This window comes from Leucobacter sp. USHLN154 (assembly GCF_037145595.1).
GTDB lineage: Bacteria > Actinomycetota > Actinomycetes > Actinomycetales > Microbacteriaceae > Leucobacter > Leucobacter alluvii.
The window spans coordinates 37,105-52,232 of record NZ_JBBCXF010000003.1 but is presented as its reverse complement, the minus strand read 5'-3'; the positions used below and the strand labels follow the sequence as shown (position 1 = coordinate 52,232).

Here is a 15,128-nt window from a genome sequence, read left to right as displayed (position 1 = left end):
TGTCGTCGCGGTGGCCGTACCCAACGGGTCAGTGGCCGCCGGCATCGCCCGAATGGGTTTCGTCACTCGCGCCGTGCATCTCCCCGTGGCCGGCGTCGACGACGAATTCGGCCGTGTGCACGGTTCCATCGACTTGGAAGTCGAAGTAGAGGAGATAGCGGCCAGCAGTGGGCGCCTCGGCCATGAATCCGATTTCAGGGCCTGCCGTGCTGCCAACGCGAGGCGCGTCGCCCTGAGCGTGGACGTGCAGATACGCCAGATCCCCATCGCGAAGCGCGACCAAATGGCCGAATGCTCCGAGGTACGGCTCGAGCGCAGTGACCGGCTTCCCGTCGCGTGCTACGGAGACCGTGACATCACTCGTGGTTCCGGCGGTGAGATCTCCGTCGAGGGTGACGTCGAAGCCGTCGACCTCTGCAGTGCGCCGCACCTCTGACGTGACGGGAGCGAAGGTGCCGGCGACCTCTACCGTGCGCGTCAGCGTGACTCCCTCTGCTCCCTCCGTCGCGGGGGTGAAATCGGCATAGACACGGTACGTGCCGGCAGAATCCCATGCCCACGGCAGAGACCATGTCCCAGTGGCCTCATCGAGTTGCGGGTGGACGTGACGGAACTCGGCGCCGTCCGTGCGGACGACGATGAGGTGCAGGTCTTTTTCGTGCGCTTCAGCGAATTCTGTGACCGCTTCACCCGAGAGTGTCTGCACCTGAAAGCTCAGCTCACCTCGTGCGCCGACGGCTCCTGGCGCGGCTATCGGCGCGAGCACGAAGCCGCCCGCTTCGATGGAGACGCCGTTCGGGGTGCTCTCTTCCGTCTGCGCCTCGTTCGTACTCTTGCCCGCATCATGCTGGTTCATTTCGCCTCCATCCGTCCACCCTGCAACAACACGGTCTGGAATGACGGCTCCGGCGGCCGCGAAAGCACCGCCGAAGGCCACTGCTAACCCCGCACCGTAGAGCGCGAGGCGTGCGCCGGCACGCATCAGGCTCTCACCGCCGTGTAACCGGCCTCCGCGACCGCAGCAAGCACCTGCGCGTCGTCGATCTCACCCCGACCGGACACGACGAGCTCGCCCGTCTGTGCGCTGATCGCGATCTCCTCGATGCCGGGGATCTCCTCGACTTCTTCTCGAATCGACATCTCGCAGTGCCCGCAGGTCATGCCGGTCACTTGGTAACGGTTCACATTCATCGATTGCGCCTCCTCATTCTATACCCCCATGGGGTACCAATACGACCCACAATATACCCCCTGTAGGTATACCGCAAGGTCAACCCACGGTTGGCATCGTCCCGAGATCGACTCGCCTAGCGTCGAAGCATGACCGTGGATCCTCTCTCCCCCGCCCTTCCGGCGCCACAGCGATCCTCCCCTCTGGGAGCAGTCCGGTTGTCTGCCACGGGCCTCCGCGTCCGCTACGGCGAAGCGGTGGCGCTGGACGGCGTCGATGTGGAGGTGCGTGACAGCGAGTCCGTGGCGATCATGGGTCCCTCTGGATCGGGGAAGAGCACCCTGCTCTACGCGATGGCGGGAATCATCAGGCCAGCAGAGGGAACGGTGACGCTTCGCACGCGCGAAGGGGTCGAAGAGCTCGGGAGCCTGTCGGATGCAGCCCGGTCGGCGGTGCGCCTGCGGGAGTTCGGCTTCGTGTTTCAGCAGGGCATGCTGATCCCCGAACTCACGGCGACGGAGAACGTCGCGATACCTCTGCTCCTGATCGGCATGGGGAAGCGCGCCGCGATGGAACGCGCGACATCCCTCTTGGAGGACCTGGGTCTCTCGGGCCTCGCCGGGCGCAGGATCGGCCAGCTTTCAGGCGGTCAGGCGCAACGCGTGGCAATCGCTCGGGCCCGCGCGACGAACGCTCCAGTCGTCTGCGCCGACGAGCCGACCGGCGCGCTCGATTCGAAGACGGCGTCGGAGGTGCTGGATGTACTGCTCGCCGAGACCACAGCACAGGGGCGGGCGCTGATCATCGTGACGCACGACGAGGACGTGGCACGCCGCTGCTCCCGGGTGGTTCGACTGCGGGACGGTCGCGTCGTCCACCGCGAAACGCGATGAGCGCTCGTCGAGCCCGAGTGCACGCCCGACTGTCCGCGCTGTGGTTGCTGGTGAAGCCCGCTCGGCATGGTCTCCCGGCATTGCCGATCCTCGCGTATGCCGTGATCTCTGCGGTGGTGCTGAGCGTCGTCGTGTTGGCCCGGGCCTACTGGAACGCCCCGGACCCCGAAGGCGTTGGGCAGTACCGGGTCCTCGCGGCGGCTATGATGGCGGCGCTCGTGGTGCCCGTCGGGACTCTCGGCGCGACCGCTGCCCGACTCTCCGCCAGGCGCCGCGAGGATCGGCTTGCGACACTGCGGTTGATGGGCGCCTCATCGACCTGGGTGCGAGGAGTCGCGCTTGTGGAAGCTGCACTGATCGCGGGCGGGGGCGCTCTCGCAGGTCTCATGCTCTACGTGCCGCTCGTGCCGTTCCTCTCGCACATCGAGGTTGCCGGCAGCCCACTGGGTGCGGATCACGCATGGCTCTCGTCGCCGCTCGTCGTAGCGCTCCTGCTCAGTGTCGTGGTGGTCGCGATAACGAGCGCAGGTGCGAGTCTGAGACGAGCCTTGATCTCACCGCTCGGGGTACGCATGCGCCATGATGCGCCGCGGATGCACTGGCTGCGCGTCGTGATCGCGGCGCTCGTGGTGGGAGTCTCGGTGCTCGTACTGCAGTTGACGTCGGTGAGTTGGGGAGTCATCGGTATCACGGCGGCACTCGTCGCGGCATTCGTCGCAGTGATGGCCGCGCTTCACCCGATGGGCCCCTACCTCGTGGCGCGGCTCGCTCGGCGCAGACTCGCACGTTCGCACGATGCAGCAACTCTGATTGCTCTGCGCGGTGTGCTCGAGTCGCCGCAGGCGGCGTGGAGACAGGTGTCAGGGGTGGCGTTAGCCAGCTTCATCGCAGTCCCTGCTGGATCCGCGCTGGGCTTTCTCGATACCGTGCAGCGCCTCTCCGAAGCGGTGACGCCGGAGCACATCCTCTTCTTCGGCGACATCCGCCTGGTGGTGATGGCGGCGGTCGCCGTGTCGTATCTCCTCGTCGCCTGCTCAGTCGGTGTCACCCAGGCGGCTGCGGTGCTGGAACGAAGAACCCTGTACGTGAGTCTCGACCGCCTCGGCATGCCGCTCGCCGTGATGACGCGCTCGCGGCGCCTCTCCGTGAGTACCCCGCTGCTCGTGGCGGCCATCGTTCCGGCCTGCATCGCCGCCCTGCTCGCCGTCCCCGTCGTGGGGGTATCGGTGGCCACCGCCCCGCTGTTCATCGTCACGGTCGCCGGTTGCATCGCCGCCGGCACGGTGATGGTGCAGCTGGGAGTCGTCGCGACCACGCCGGTGCTGCGGCGCGTGCTCTCGGAGCCGGATCGCGAGCTGTGATCGGCAGCAGTTCAACCCAGGGTTGGCATCCGCTCGCACCTGCGCATCCGTAGCGTCGAGAGCACGAAGCACCCCAGACGAACAGGAGCACGACGCCATGACGATCGAAGTTGAGGCATTGACCAAAACCTATGCGGACACCCACGCCGTCCGTGAAGTGAGCTTCACGGTCCAGCCGGGGAAGGTCACGGGATTCCTGGGACCGAACGGAGCAGGCAAGTCCACGACGATGCGATCGATCGTCGGTCTCGACCGTCCCACCTCTGGCCGAGCGCTCATCGCAGGCACCGAGTACCGGGAGTTCGCGGCTCCGCTGCGGGAAGTGGGTGCGCTGCTCGACGCGAAGGCAGCGCACAGATCTCGCACGGCAGCGAACTACCTCGCGTCGATCGCAGCGACGCATCGCATCCCGCGCTCGCGGGTCGACGAGGTTCTCGAGGCGACGGGCCTCACTGCGGTCGCGAGAAAGAAGGTCGGCACGTTCTCCCTCGGCATGGGCCAGCGCTTGGGCATCGCGGCGGCGCTGCTCGGTGACCCGGGCACGCTGATCCTCGACGAACCCGTGAACGGCTTGGATCCGGAGGGGGTGACGTGGGTGCGCGAGCTGCTGGCCCGTCTGGCGACCGAGGGCAGAACGGTGTTCCTCTCCTCCCATCTGCTGAGCGAGCTCGCGCTCATCGCGGACCATGTCATCATCATCGGCCGCGGCGAGATCATCGCGGACGCGCCGATCAACGCGCTCACCGAGCAGGGCGGCAGCCGCGTCCGCGTCCGCACGACCGATGCCCCAGCTCTCACTCGCCGGATCAGCGCCCCGGGCGTGACCATCGTTTCGAACGAGCTGGGTCTGCTGGACGTGGAGGGCCTCACCGCCGAGCAAGTCGCCCGCGCCGCCCACGAGGCGGGCGTCCTGCTGACAGAGCTGACGCCGCTGCGCCAGACACTCGAAGAGGCGTACAACCAGCTCACCCGAGACTCCGTCGAGTATGTCTCAGCCTGATTCACCGCTTTCGAAAGGACGTTCCTCATGAGTACGACCACGAGCACCGCCGAAGCCCGCGCCGCGCGCGATTCAACGGTGCGCAATGTCAGCCTCGGCGGCGCTATCGCCTCCGAATGGATCAAGTTCCGCGGGCTGGCCTCGAACCACATCCTCGCAGGATTCACCCTCCTGCTCCTGCTCGCGAACGGAGTTGCAATGCCTTGGGCGTACGTCTTCCGCGACCGCGGCTCACCTCAGGCGGACTACGACCCCTACCCCGAGATGATCGTCGACAAAACCGGTTATGTCGGCGTCGTCCTCGCCGTGCTCGCAGTCTTGATGATGGCGAACGAGTACCGTTCCGGGCAGATCAGCACCACGCTGCTCTCGGTCCCGCGCCGGACGCCGGCACTGGTCGCAAAGGCGGTGATCGTCGCGTCCATCGGTTTCGGCATCGGTGTCGTGAGCTCGGCCATCGGCTTCGCCATCGCACCGGCCGTCCTCGGCGGTGGTGGCTACAGCTACGTCTTGGACACACCCGTCCTGCTCCGACTCGTCGTCGGGTCGGGCCTGTACCTGGCCGCCATCGGCATGATCGGTCTCGCGCTCGGCACCGTCATTCGCAACGTCATCGCCGCGGTGCTTGCGACGCTCGTGCTCCTGCTGATCGTGCCCGTGATCCCGCAGATCTTCTCGGCACACGGCGCCGAGATCACCCGCTTCTTCCCGATTCAGGCCGGCTCGCTGCTCCTCGCCCCAGCCGGAACGGACCCGATGGGCCCGTGGGTCGGTTATGGCGTTCTGCTGATCTGGATGCTGGCGCTGTTCCTCGCCGCGGCGATCACGCTCAAACGCCGAGACGCTTGAACGGGTGCCCGGGCCGAGCGTCGGGAAGAATGAGAGCACAGCTCGGGAGGGAGTCGGCGAACGTATGAGTACTCATGCAACCCAGCCGGGGGTGGCTGCCGAGGAGGTCGACCGCGTCCTCGGTTCCCGGATGCTGCGCTGGATCAGCGCACATCAGAGCGTGGTCGACGGCCTCGTCACCGCGATCTGTCTCGTGGTTCAAGCGCTCGTGCTCGTGCTGCCGCGTGCGCTACCGCTCTGGCCGGGCCTGCTCCTGGCGATCGTCTCGAGCGCCCTGCTGCTCGGTCGACGCCGGTATCCGCGGGCGGTCCTCGTGGCCATCGCGCTCGTCAGCACGGCGGGTGCCCTCGTCCCCACCCCGGTCGCACTACTGGGACTGCCCGCGGCTGTGGCGCTCTACACCGTCGCCTCTCTGCTGCCCACCGGGACCGCACTCACGGGGTACGCGGTCCTCGTGGGAGTGCCTGCACTCGGAGCCCTCGTTCGCTTTTTGATCACCGGCGCACCTCAGACGCCCTCATTGCTGGACCCGTCGGCGTTGCTCGCTCTCGCTCTGGGTATCGCCGCACGCAGCGCGGCCGGGCGCCGTGAGGCGCTCACGGAACTGGTCAACCAACGGCTCAGCACCGCGCGGATCGTCGAACGGCAGCGGATCTCCGCAGAAATGCACGACATTGTCGCCCACTCGCTGTCGACGATGATCGCCCTCGCGGACGGCGCATCAGACGCCTGGCAGAAGCACCCCGAGCGGTCAGCTGTGGCACTCCGCAGACTGGGCGACGTCGGGCGAAGCGCATTGTCCGACATGAAACGAATCCTGCACGTACTCCGCGAGGATGACGCGAAACTCGACGAGAGCCTGCATCGCTCAGGGCACAACGCTCCAGATCTGGACGACGTCATCGAAGTCTTTCGCAGCACTGGCATGCCCGTCACGCTCTCACGCTCCGGAACGGCACTGCCCGAGGATCCTGCGCTCTCGACGACGGTGTACAGAATCGTCCAAGAAGCGCTCACGAACGCGCTGCGCTACGCCATCGGAGCCACACGAGTAGAGGTCGGCATCGACGTCGCGGGCGGTACCGTGACGGTGCAGGTTGCCGACGACGGGCTCGCCGCCCCTCAAGCGGGCCGTGCTCCGAGTCAGGGCAGCGGCCGGGGGCTGCTCGGCATCGCTGAGCGTGCCGCGACGTACGGCGGCAGCAGCGCAGCAGGTCCAAGCCCCGGCGGTGGTTGGCAGGTGCACGCGACACTGCAGATCGATCGGGCAGGGCGTCCATGACCGTGAGCAGATCGCCCAGGATCAGGGTCCTCTTGGTCGACGATCAAGAGTTCGTGCGGATGGGAACCGCGCTCGTTCTGGACTCCGCCGACGATATCGAGGTGGTCGGTGAGGCGGCCTCGGGAGAGGAGGCGATCCGCCGCTCACGGGAGCTCAAGCCTGACACCGTGCTCATGGATGTGCGCATGCCGGGCATGGGCGGCATCGAAGCCACGAGGATCATCACTGCCGCGCACGCTGCGACCCGGGTGCTGGTGCTCACCACGTTCGACATCGACGAGTATGCCTTCGGCGGTCTCGAGGCCGGCGCCAGCGCGTTCCTCCTCAAGAGCTCTCCACCGGCCCGATTACGGGAAGCCGTTCGGACGGTGCATTCGGGTGAGGCTGTGGTCGAGCCGAGGATCACCCGGCAGCTGATCGACCACTACGCCTCAAGCGGAGCACCGCATGTGCATGCGCGGTTCGCCGCGCACGCGGATCCGCTCGATCAACTCAGCCCACGGGAACGCGACGTCTTCGCGTGCATCACCGCCGGCCTCTCGAACAGCGAGATCGGCGAGGCCCTCCACCTGTCTACGGCCACGGTGAAGACGCACGTGAACCGGATATTCGCCAAGTTGCATCTGCGTGACCGCGTCCATGCGGTGATCTTCGGGTATGAGCTGCGCGGGAGGCGAGCACCGTAGCGGCGAAACCCGGCGGGCGGGCTACGGTGCGGCAGCGGGGGCCGGGGCGTCGATCGCGAGCTTCACGCCGATGGCTCCCAGCAGGGTACCCGTGACCCATTTCTGCCATCGCATCCACGTGGGCTTGCGCTGCAGGAACGTGGCGACTGAGCCGGCGGCGATGATGATCGCGCCGTTGATCGCGACGCCGACGAGAATCTGGATCGCGCCGAGCTGGAAGCCCTGTGCGACGATGCTGCCCGCGCTGGGGTCGATGAACTGCGGGATGAGCGCGAGGTAGAGGATCGCGACCTTCGGGTTGAGGAGGTTCGTCAGCAGACCCATGCGGAAGAGTTTGCCGAATGAATCGCGTGGCAGGTCTGCGGTCTCGAACAGGGATCTGCCTCCCGGGCGAATCGTCTGGAAGGCGAGCCAGAGCAGGTACGCGGCTCCGGCGACCTTCAGCGCGATGAACAACCAGGGAACGACGAAGAACACTGCGGCCAACCCGAGATTCGCCATCATCATGTAGACCACGAAGCCGACGGCAGTCCCCGAAAGCGACATCATCCCGGCACGCCAACCCTGGCTAATGCTGCGAGAGACCAGGTACATCATGTTCGGTCCGGGGGTCAGTGCAAGCCCGAGCTCGACGAGAGCCATTCCGGCAGCTGCCGACAGCGAGATCATGCGCGATCCTCTCGTGACTCGGGCTGGGCGAGCGTTTCCTCCGTGCCGCACCGCGCCCAGTCTCCCATTCCCGAGCATGGGTCGCACGGGGACGGGGACATTTGCCTCACGGCCGGATAAGCACCTTCAGCGCCTCGCGCGAGTCCATCAGGCGGTACGCTTCGGCGATCTCATCGAGAGGCAGTTCCCGATCGAAGACTCTGCCGGGATCGATCGTCCCATCGAGAACCTGCGGGAGCGCCGCCTCGATATACGCCCGGACGGTCGCGGGCCCGCCCGTCAATGTCGCATTCTTGCCGAACAACGATCTGAAGCCCACGGGCGCTTCTTCGTATTGGGGGACGCCGACGCGGGAGATCGTGCCGCCTGGGCGCACCACGCCGTACGCCTGCTCATACGCCGGCATGTGGCCGACGGCTTCGAGGACGACGTGCGCGCCCTCCCCGCCCGTAATCTCGATCACCCGTGCGATGCCCTCTGCTCCCCGTTCCGCGACGATGTGCGTCGCGCCGAACTCCCGCCCGAGGGCGGTGCGGTCTTCGTGCCTGCCCATGAGGATGATCGTCGCTGCCCCCATGAGACGGGATGCGAGCACCGCGGAGAGACCGACGGCGCCGTCACCGATGACGACGACCGTGTGTCCCGTCGCGACTCCGCCGGTGCGAGCGGCGTGGTACCCCGTGAGGTACACGTCGGAGAGCGTCAGCAGTGACGGCATCAGCGATTCTTCCGTTCCTTCGGGGATGACGACCGCGGTGCCGTCAGCTTGAGGAACGAGCAGCTTCTCCGCCTGCGTCGCCGAGAGTGCGCCGTCGAAGAAGCCGCCGCGCAGGCACGAGGTGGTCACGCCGTCGCGGCAGAAGGTACAGGTGTTGTCTGACCAGGCGAACGGGACGATCACCGTGTCGCCCACCCGCACATGTTCGACCGACGATCCGACCTGCTCGACAACGCCGATCGCCTCGTGCCCCATCCGCCGCCCGCCGGGAGTCTCCTCCAGAGAGTGATACGGATGGAGATCGGATCCGCACACGCAGGCATAGGTCACCCGGATGATGGCGTCGGTCGGGCGTTGCAGCGTGGGTTCGGGAACTTCGACGACACGGACGTCGCCGGCAGTGAACATCAGGGTGGCTCGCATGAGCGGTCCTCTCGTGTGGTGGTGAGGCGGGGTGCGGCTGCGCCGCAGTCGCGGATGAGTCGTTGTGCAGCAGTGCCAGTGAAGCCTGCTCTCCGCCGCGGGGGAAGGCTCTGGCGAGAGGTGTACTACTGGTGCATCCTTCACTGCCTCCGGGCGTCCTACTGTGGAGGGTATGGACAACAAGGCCGAAGTGCGCGAGTTCCTCATGTCGCGGCGTGCACGCCTCTCACCTGCGGATGTCGGGCTGACGGCTGGGTCGAATCGGCGAGTCGCCGGGCTTCGCCGGTCCGAAGTGGCGATGCTCGCCGATGTGAGCGTCGAGTACTACGCGAAGCTCGAACGTGGAGATATCGCCGGCGCGTCCTCCGCCGTGCTGGAGTCACTCGCCGAAGCCCTGCTTCTGGATGCCACTGAACGCAGGCATCTCCTCGATCTCGCCCGGACGGCCGATGGCATTCCGGCGTCAGGGCGCCCGCGCAGGCACACCGCCGCGCAGCAACCCGCTCGCCTCGCGCTCCAGCGCACGCTCGACGCGATCACCGGCGGCCCCGCTTTCATCCGCGACCGTCACCAGAACCTCATCGCGACGAACGACTTCGGCGCAGCGTTCTACTCACCTGTGATCGGAACCGGCGGGCGAACTCCGAATCTGGCGCGCTTCCAGTTCCTCGACCCGGCATCGCGTGACTTCTATCCGGACTGGGACCTGTTCGCACAGATGTGTGTCGGGATCATGCGCGTCGAGGCCGGCCGCGACCCGCATGATCGAGCTCTGCAGGACCTGGTCGGAGAACTCTCCACGCGGAGCGAGGCCTTCGCCCAGCTCTGGTCGAGGCACGACGTACGCACCCATGGGAGCGGCAGCAAACGCTTCCACCATCCGCTCGTCGGCGAGCTCACACTGCTCTACGAAGAGCTCGCGGTCACCTCCGACGAGGGCCTCAGCCTCATCGTCTACACCGCAGAACCGGGGTCGGCTTCCGATGAGCGGCTGCAACTCCTCTCGAATTGGAACGCCGTCCCTCCCGCTCCCCAAACGCCCAGCGACGCAGACGCCGAGCAGAGACCTGCTCACTGGTCTGGAGACCCCGAATGAATCTGAACGAACTCCTCAACGCGCTCGATTCGGGCGAGATCATCGCCGGCGGTTCGCCCGGGCACGCGGCCATGCATGAGGCCAGTCAAGCGTCCCTCCGCATCGCAGGTGAGCTCAATACCGGCTACCACCCTCCAGCGCGGGTGAGAGCGCTGCTTGCCGAGCTGACCGGATCGCCCATCGACGAAACCGTGACGCTCTTTCCGCCGTTCACCGCTGATTTCGGCAGGAACATCAGGCTCGGCAAACGCGTGTTCATCAACTCGGGCTGCCGTTTTCAGGACCAGGGCGGGATTTCGATCGGAGATGACTGCCTGATCGGTCACAACGTCGTCATCGCGACCCTGCAGCATGACGTGGCGCCCAGTCGACGCAGCGATCTGATCCCGTCGCCCGTCATCATCGGGAGGAACGTGTGGTTGGGTGCCAACGTCACGCTCCTTCCAGGGGTCTCGATCGGCGACGATTCCGTCATCGGCGCCGGTTCTGTGGTGACCGCCGACGTGCCCGCGGGAGTCATCGCCCTGGGCTCCCCCGCGCGCGTCGTTCGTGCCGTCGACGAGTACGTGCAGGGGTAGCGGGTGCCGGTCGCGCGAGCTCCGTTGGCAGTGCTGCTGTGCAGCGCTACCGCTCGTTGGGGAGGAGTTCGGCGATGAGGGTTTCGATCCGTGCGCGGATCTCATCCCGAATCGGGCGCACCGCCTCGATTCCGCGGCCTGCGGGATCGTCGAGCTGCCAATCCTCATAGCGCTTGCCCGGAAAGATCGGACACGCGTCCCCGCAGCCCATGGTGATCACGACATCGGATTCCTGCACCGCTTCGGGGGTCAGCACCTTCGGAGTCGCCGTCGACATGTCGACACCGACTTCACTCATCGCCGCAACAGCCGCCGGGTTGATGGAGTCGGCGGGCGCAGACCCAGCCGATCTCACCTCGATGCGCCCGCGCGCGAGGTGATTGAGGAAGGCGGCCGCCATCTGAGATCGCCCGGCGTTGTGCACGCACACGAACAGAACGGATGGCTTCGCTGGGGTGTGAATCATGCTGGCGCCTTCGGTCGAGTGGAGGTGGGAGACGGCGGAGCATACGCTCGGCGCGCGTCGTTCAAGGCGTCTTCGGGCTCCGCCGGTGCGGTACCGAGGAGACGATCAGGATCCGTCCTGAACTGCCGCGACCGCTTCGATCTCGACGAGCTGATCGTCGTAGCCCAGAACAGTCACGCCGAGAAGAGTGCTCGGAACATCATGGTCTCCGAATGCGTCACGGACGACTTCCCACGCCGCGACCAGGTCGGACTGCTGCGCCGAAGCGACCAGGACGCGAGTGCTGATCACGTCTCGAATATCTGCACCGGCCTCGGCGAGCGCGACCTGCATGTTCTCGATGCACTTGGCGGCCTGCGCCGCAACGTGACCGATCCCTGCCGTCGTTCCGTCCGCCTGCAACGGGCAGGAACCCGCGAGGAAGATCAATCGGGCATCTGCCGGTGCGGTCGCGGCGTATGCGTACTCAGCGGCATCGGAGAGCGAGGAGGATCGGATCAGGGTAACTGCTCGGGGCACGCCAGACCTTTCGGGTGGGAGACGGTTCGACCCATCTTCGCAGGTCTGAGCACTCGTCAGCGAACGGCGAAACGCCGATGCGCGATGCGCGCACGGGCGCCCCGCAGGAGTGACCACGCCCCGATGCTGCACGCCGGTACGACAATCCCGACCAGGGCGCCAGCGGCAACGTCGTGCAGGTAGTGGACGCCCTCGAGAAGGCGCCCGGCTGAGACCACCGCGGCTATCGCTATCGCACTCAAGGCGCTGCTCACGCTGACGCTTGCCACCGCTATCACCCATACGGCGGCGAATGCGAGGGTCGCGTGGTTCGACGGGAAGGAGTAGTCGGTGACCTGGCAAGAACGGCCGTCAAGAGTATCGGTTCATCGCATGTAGAGTCTGAGACATGTCGAGCCCGAAATCGGATGAGTCGGGGGTTGCCGGTCACACCGCCAGCCCCGTGCACCACGAATAACGACGCCGACGCTGCGCGCAGGTGCATGTCTGCTCGACCCCGGGGCGCTGGCCGCGGTGACAAGAAGCCCATTTCTTGATCCCTCACCTCGGAGTCTTCATTGCCGTTCGCTCTTTACATGCTCGCCCTGGCCATCTTCGTCATGGGCACCTCAGAATTCATGCTGGCGGGGTTGCTCCCCGCCATTGCGACTGATCTCGACATCCCGGTCGGCACTGCTGGCCTCCTGACCTCCGCGTTCGCAGTCGGGATGGTGATCGGCGCGCCGCTGATGGCAGCCCTCGCTCGCCGCTGGCCGCCTCGACTCACCCTGCTCGTCTGCCTCCTCGCCTTCGCCACGTGCCATGTCGTCGGAGCGTTGACGCCGCACTTCTCGCTGCTTGTGCTCACCCGAGTACTCAGCGCGCTCGCCAACGCTGGCTTTCTCGCCGTGGCGCTGAGCGCGGCTGCCGCGCTGGTGCCGAAGCATCGCACCGGACGCGCCGTATCGATCCTGCTCTCCGGTACAACGATCGCGACTGTGGCCGGAGTCCCCGCCGGAGCTCTGCTCGGAGCGGCACTGGGCTGGCGTGCGACGTTCTGGGCGGTCGCCATCCTCTGCGCTCCCGCGGCCGTGGGGGTCGCGCGAGGGATCGCGAATCGCCCGCCGCAGCCCACCGTTGCGTCGATCTCGCCCAGCCTCCGGGCGGAGCTCGCCCTGCTGTCGACGCCGCGACTCCTGCTGCCCATGGTGCTCGGGGCGTTGATCAATGGTGCGACGTTTGCGGTGTTCAAGTTCCTCGCACCCCTGGTGACGGAGACGGCGCAGCTGTCCGAGATCTGGGTTCCCGTCACCCTCGTGATGTTCGGCATCGGATCGTTCATCGGGGTCGTGACCGCTGGACGCTTCTCGGATCAGCGCCCCCGTGCCGTCCTCGCCGTCGGCGGGCCGCTGCTGGTGATCGGCTGGGTCGCCATGGCATCGATGGCCACGCTCCCGGTGGTGCTGGTGTCTCTCGTGCTCGCGCAGGGGGCGCTCTCGTTCGCGGTCGGCAGTACGGTCATCGCGCGCGTTCTCTCCGCGGCCGCGCAAGCGCCGACGATGGGCGGCGCGTGCGCGACTGCAGCGCTGAATATCGGTGCCGCAACGGGACCGATACTCGGCGGCGCTGCGCTCGCGGCAGGGACGGGCGCGCTTGGTCCCGTATGGATCGCCATAGCGCTGACCGGCAGCGCCCTCGGCATCGCCCTGCTGTGGACGCGCGGCCACTTGGACCTCTAGCGCCGCCTGAACCCGTTTCCGATCATCCATGCGAGCGGCACGATCGATGCGAAGAGGAGAACCGTGCTCAGCGCAGCGTCGGCGTCGCGGATCAGCGCACCGCTGATGAGGACTGACCCGAACAGTATGGCGGGCGTCTGGCTCCGGCCGGTCGTTCCGGCGCGGGTCAAGCGCTGTTCGAGCTGCGGCGCGTGTATTTCGAGGTCGCCACTGTCGATCCGGTCGAGTGTGGTACCGATTCTCGAGGGGAGCAGCATGAAGGCGCGTGCTGCGTCCAGCGCACGACTCGCAGCATCCGCGATGACGTTGCCGCGCTCCTCACGGATGAGCTGTTGCGCGTAGGGCTCGATGGCATCCCAGAGATTGAACTTCGGGTCGAGGGTGCTGCAGACGCCCGACGTGAGCGAGATCGCTCGGATGATGAGCAGAAAGTTCTCGGGCAGCTGGAACGGGAGCGTGCGGATCACATCGCTGAACTGATGGCCGAAGTCACGGAACTCGCGCGGGTCGACATCTCGGAGTTCGGCGAACCCCATACCTCCGAATCGCGCGAACAGCTGCGTCATGGCCCGCTCGAGCTCGGAGGCGTCGGCGTTGGGCAGCAGCACCCCCACCTCGCGCATCGCTGCCACGAGTCCGCGACCGTCTCTCGTCGCAGCTGCGATCAGCAGTGATCGCAGAGCGCCGCGCGTTCCCGCTGGCACTTCGCCCATCATGCCGAAATCGATGAACGTCAGTCGCCACTCCCCCGGCTCAGCGTCATCTCGCGGTGTGACGAAGACGTTGCCCGGGTGCGGGTCGGCGTGGAAGAAGGCATGCGTGAACAGCTGATCGAACATCACCGTCGCGAACCGCAGCGCGACGTCGTGCGGGTCGATGCCGGCCGCTCTGAGCGCGTCGACATCTGAGATCTTGATCGCAGAAACATCTTCGAGCGTGAGCACGCGTCGGCTCGTCCGCTCCCAGACGACTTCGGGAACGGCGACGCCGTCGTGCGCCGCGAAGTTCTGACGGAAGCGCTCAGCATTGGCGGCCTCCTGCAGGTAGTCGATCTCCTCGAGACTCGTCACTGCGAACTCTTCGACGAGCGCCGGCATATCGACCCGGCGGGAGACCAGCCGCACGTGACTCAGCCACCGACCGACTTTGCGGAGCGCCGCGAGGTCGACCGCGACGATGCCGTCGATCCCGGGACGCTGCACTTTGAGCACGGCTCGGGAGAATCCGACGTCGGCTGCGAGGGCGGGGGCAAGGATCGCGGCGTGGGCCTGGCCGAGCGAAGCTGCGGCGAGCGGCGCGGATTCGACCTCCGCGAACACTGTCGCGAGCGGCACGCCGAGCTCCCGCTCCGCGAGATCGCGGATGTCTGCGAACGCCTCGGCAGGCACCTCGTCTTGCAGTCCCTCCAGCTCAGCCGTGATCTCGGGCGGAAGAACGTCGAGCCGAGACGACATAAACTGACCCACCTTGATCATGAGTCCGCCGAGCTCCACGGCGAGGCCGTGGAATGCCCGGGCGAACCGGCGCATGCGGCGCGGGCGCGTGCGCTCGGTGATCCGCTGCAAGCCGATCCGCGGGAGCACCAGCTCGTACCACCACGCGTGAGCGAGATGCCGCGATGCGAAGCGGAGGATGCGTCGATAGCGGACCTGATCGATCTCGGTCGGAAGGTCGCCGCTCGAGGCGTCGAACGACACCC

The 15,128-nt window shown here is 66.7% G+C and carries 16 protein-coding genes and 1 pseudogene; 9 read left to right on the top strand and 8 right to left on the bottom strand.

Annotation, left to right across the window (positions count from 1 at the left end):
* Nucleotides 1-28: 28 nt before the first annotated feature.
* Together WFH23_RS06325 and WFH23_RS06320 are read right to left on the bottom strand one after the other, a co-directional pair.
* Entirely contained in the window at nt 29-856 is an 828-nt protein-coding gene (locus WFH23_RS06325) for a hypothetical protein (RefSeq protein WP_336661965.1), read from the bottom strand.
* Between the two features lie 125 nt (nt 857-981).
* A complete protein-coding gene (locus WFH23_RS06320; RefSeq protein WP_336661964.1) occupies nt 982-1,191 on the bottom strand; it encodes a heavy-metal-associated domain-containing protein in 210 nt (69 codons plus the stop codon).
* Nucleotides 1,192-1,320: 129 nt separating this feature from the next.
* Here WFH23_RS06320 and WFH23_RS06315 point away from each other — a divergent pair, with 129 nt between their 5' ends.
* The 6 genes from WFH23_RS06315 to WFH23_RS06290 all read left to right on the top strand — a co-directional run bounded on the left by WFH23_RS06315 (nt 1,321) and on the right by WFH23_RS06290 (nt 7,242).
* Entirely contained in the window at nt 1,321-2,064 is a 744-nt protein-coding gene (locus WFH23_RS06315) for an ABC transporter ATP-binding protein (RefSeq protein WP_336661963.1), read from the top strand.
* Complete coding sequence (locus WFH23_RS06310; protein WP_336661962.1) at nt 2,061-3,425, top strand: FtsX-like permease family protein; 1,365 nt, start codon at nt 2,061-2,063, stop codon at nt 3,423-3,425. Before WFH23_RS06315 ends, WFH23_RS06310 begins: the two co-directional genes overlap by 4 nt.
* A 97-nt stretch (nt 3,426-3,522) precedes the next feature.
* Nucleotides 3,523-4,425 carry an ABC transporter ATP-binding protein gene (locus WFH23_RS06305; RefSeq protein ID WP_336661961.1) on the top strand — a complete coding sequence of 301 codons (903 nt, stop codon included), beginning with the start codon at nt 3,523-3,525 and terminating at the stop codon, nt 4,423-4,425.
* Between the two features lie 27 nt (nt 4,426-4,452).
* Complete coding sequence (locus tag WFH23_RS06300; RefSeq protein WP_336661960.1) at nt 4,453-5,274, top strand: hypothetical protein; 822 nt, start codon at nt 4,453-4,455, stop codon at nt 5,272-5,274.
* A 64-nt stretch (nt 5,275-5,338) separates the two neighbouring features.
* Complete coding sequence (locus tag WFH23_RS06295) at nt 5,339-6,556, top strand: sensor histidine kinase (protein WP_336661959.1); 1,218 nt, start codon at nt 5,339-5,341, stop codon at nt 6,554-6,556.
* Nucleotides 6,557-6,588: 32 nt separating this feature from the next.
* The gene (locus tag WFH23_RS06290; RefSeq protein WP_336661958.1) at nt 6,589-7,242 is read left to right on the top strand and encodes a response regulator transcription factor; all 654 of its coding nucleotides are present in this window, start codon (nt 6,589-6,591) and stop codon (nt 7,240-7,242) included.
* 21 nt (nt 7,243-7,263) lie between these two features.
* On the opposite strand, the gene WFH23_RS06285 is transcribed toward WFH23_RS06290, so the two are convergent.
* Together WFH23_RS06285 and WFH23_RS06280 are read right to left on the bottom strand one after the other, a co-directional pair.
* On the bottom strand, nt 7,264-7,911 hold the full coding sequence (locus WFH23_RS06285; RefSeq protein ID WP_336661957.1) for a LysE family translocator: 648 nt from the start codon (nt 7,909-7,911) through the stop codon (nt 7,264-7,266).
* 106 nt (nt 7,912-8,017) lie between these two features.
* Nucleotides 8,018-9,052 (bottom strand): zinc-binding dehydrogenase, encoded by a 1,035-nt coding sequence (locus tag WFH23_RS06280; protein WP_336661956.1) that lies wholly within the window; start codon nt 9,050-9,052, stop codon nt 8,018-8,020.
* A 172-nt stretch (nt 9,053-9,224) separates the two neighbouring features.
* Between WFH23_RS06280 and WFH23_RS06275 the strand changes: the two genes are divergently transcribed.
* Both WFH23_RS06275 and WFH23_RS06270 read left to right on the top strand, forming a co-directional pair.
* Complete coding sequence (locus WFH23_RS06275) at nt 9,225-10,148, top strand: MmyB family transcriptional regulator (protein WP_336661955.1); 924 nt, start codon at nt 9,225-9,227, stop codon at nt 10,146-10,148.
* The gene (locus tag WFH23_RS06270) at nt 10,145-10,726 is read left to right on the top strand and encodes a DapH/DapD/GlmU-related protein (protein WP_336661954.1); all 582 of its coding nucleotides are present in this window, start codon (nt 10,145-10,147) and stop codon (nt 10,724-10,726) included. Before WFH23_RS06275 ends, WFH23_RS06270 begins: the two co-directional genes overlap by 4 nt.
* A gap of 46 nt (nt 10,727-10,772) precedes the next feature.
* Here the strand turns inward: WFH23_RS06270 and WFH23_RS06265 are convergent, their stop codons facing one another.
* The 3 genes and pseudogenes from WFH23_RS06265 to WFH23_RS14105 all read right to left on the bottom strand — a co-directional run.
* Entirely contained in the window at nt 10,773-11,192 is a 420-nt protein-coding gene (locus WFH23_RS06265) for an arsenate reductase ArsC (protein ID WP_336661953.1), read from the bottom strand.
* A gap of 105 nt (nt 11,193-11,297) precedes the next feature.
* Nucleotides 11,298-11,711, bottom strand: coding sequence for a RidA family protein (locus tag WFH23_RS06260; protein ID WP_336661952.1), 414 nt, complete (start codon nt 11,709-11,711; stop codon nt 11,298-11,300).
* 56 nt (nt 11,712-11,767) lie between these two features.
* Nucleotides 11,768-12,028: pseudogene (locus WFH23_RS14105) on the bottom strand (phosphatase PAP2 family protein); the annotation flags it as partial.
* A gap of 240 nt (nt 12,029-12,268) precedes the next feature.
* Between WFH23_RS14105 and WFH23_RS06255 the strand changes: the two are divergent.
* Entirely contained in the window at nt 12,269-13,429 is a 1,161-nt protein-coding gene (locus WFH23_RS06255; RefSeq protein ID WP_336661951.1) for a Cmx/CmrA family chloramphenicol efflux MFS transporter, read from the top strand.
* Here the strand turns inward: WFH23_RS06255 and WFH23_RS06250 are convergent.
* Nucleotides 13,426-15,126, bottom strand: coding sequence for an AarF/UbiB family protein (locus WFH23_RS06250; protein WP_090148646.1), 1,701 nt, complete (start codon nt 15,124-15,126; stop codon nt 13,426-13,428). The two genes, WFH23_RS06255 and WFH23_RS06250, sit on opposite strands and share 4 nt — an antisense overlap.
* Between the last annotated feature and the right edge of the window lie 2 nt (nt 15,127-15,128).